The organism is Psychrobacter sp. T6-1 (assembly GCF_052258445.1).
Map to the genome: position 1 here is coordinate 1 of NZ_JBQQFC010000421.1, position 1,623 is coordinate 1,623.

The window sequence follows — 1,623 nt, forward strand, 5'->3', positions numbered from 1 at the left end:
TATACTTATACTTATACTTATACTTATAACAGTAATGTTAATTACCTTTGTTGTGCCAAATACGAATCTGTATAACTTTGTTACCAAATACAAATAAAAAACCAGTGTTAAAACAAGTAATTAGTATTTGAGTTTTGTAACCTTGGATGGTAAGCTAATCAAATATTGTCAATTACGACCTTTATCCGCCGCTTTACTATTACTTATGGATCTAAAATCACTTAATAGTTCAATGAGTTGCTGTCACTATAGGTCATATAGCTACTAATGCTATTTAAAATTCTAAGCTAAATGTATCCCATTAACTAACCGCCCTATTTTGGAGCCGCTATGAAACTATTAAAAGCTGCCTTGTTTACTGCCCTTTTTTCTTGTGCAGGTTTAGCCAATGCTGAACTGATTGCTAATATTCCATTAGATACCTCACGCTTTGAGCTGATGCCTGTCAGTGAGCTATCTGCTCGCGCCGCACAAGGTAATGATCATGCGCAGTTCTATCTAGCCAAACGCTTGCAAAAAGGTCAAGATGTCGCTCAAAACACCTCAAAAGCTATCGAGTGGTATACGCGTGCAGCCGAGCAAGGCGTCGCGCCTGCCCAGCTTAATCTCGCTATCATGTACTTGCGCGGCGAAGGCGTCCAGCCAAACATCCAGCAAGCTCGCAAATGGTTAGAAAAAGCGGCGATGAGCGGAGATAACCGTGCCAGCTATACGCTTGCGCTACTCGATGAAAAGCAAAAAAATCTAGTCGACGCTTATAAGTGGTATGATCTCGCTGCTCGCGATGGCATGCTCGATGAAAAGGTACGTAGTAAAGCCCGTGGAAAAATCGGTCAGTTGGCATTGAATCTATCTAGCTCAGATATCGCTAGTGCCCGCTCTAAAGCGGATACTTGGTTTCAAAGTAAATAAGTCTTTTATAGTTTAAAACCATTTAGTCTAAAACCATCAAAATCCAGCGTATATGCTGGATTTTTTGTGTTTGAGGATATATAAACAGCTACTTTCTTGGTTCGCGCCCCATCGTATAAAACTCCGCATTAGTCTGCATATTCATTGCGATAACCATTCTATTGGACAAGCCAAAGAACGCTGTGATGCCAGCAATATCTAGAATATCCTCATCATCATAGCCGTGCTCTTTAAGATCTGCATAGTCTGAGTCTTTGATTAGTTCTGGGGTGCCAGAGAGCTTCATCGCAAATGCCAGCATCGCTTTTTGGCGAGCACTGATCGGCGCATGCAAGTAGTTGATCGCGATTTGATCGGCTAACAGCGGCGCTTTGGCAAATATGCGCAGCAGTGCCCCATGAGCGATGACGCAATACTGGCATCCATTAGCGGCGCTGGTAGCGACGATGATCATCTCTTTTTCAGCGGGGCTCAGCGTGCTGCCCTCTCGCTCCATAATCGCATCGTGATAAGCAAAAAACGCTCTAAACTCCGCAGGACGATATGCCAAGGTCAAAAACACATTTGGGATAAATCCCGCTTTTTCTTGTACTGCCAGTATGCGCTCTCGAATATCATCAGGCAAGCTGTCTATATCTGGTACAGGGTAGCGACTAATCGGCGTGCTCGATGTAGACTCCATTGCAGTGTCACTCATAGGTCATCTCCTTT

Annotated in this window: 2 protein-coding genes; one reads left to right on the forward strand and one right to left on the reverse strand. The window is 43.4% G+C overall.

What is annotated here, in order from left to right:
* Positions 1-330: 330 nt before the first annotated feature.
* Positions 331-912 carry a tetratricopeptide repeat protein gene (locus ACTXGO_RS13425; protein WP_443543568.1) on the forward strand — a complete coding sequence of 194 codons (582 nt, stop codon included), beginning with the start codon at positions 331-333 and terminating at the stop codon, positions 910-912.
* A gap of 88 nt (positions 913-1,000) precedes the next feature.
* Here the strand turns inward: ACTXGO_RS13425 and ACTXGO_RS13430 are convergent, their stop codons facing one another.
* On the reverse strand, positions 1,001-1,609 hold the full coding sequence (locus tag ACTXGO_RS13430) for a peroxidase-related enzyme (RefSeq protein ID WP_443543570.1): 609 nt from the start codon (positions 1,607-1,609) through the stop codon (positions 1,001-1,003).
* Positions 1,610-1,623 lie beyond the last annotated feature (14 nt).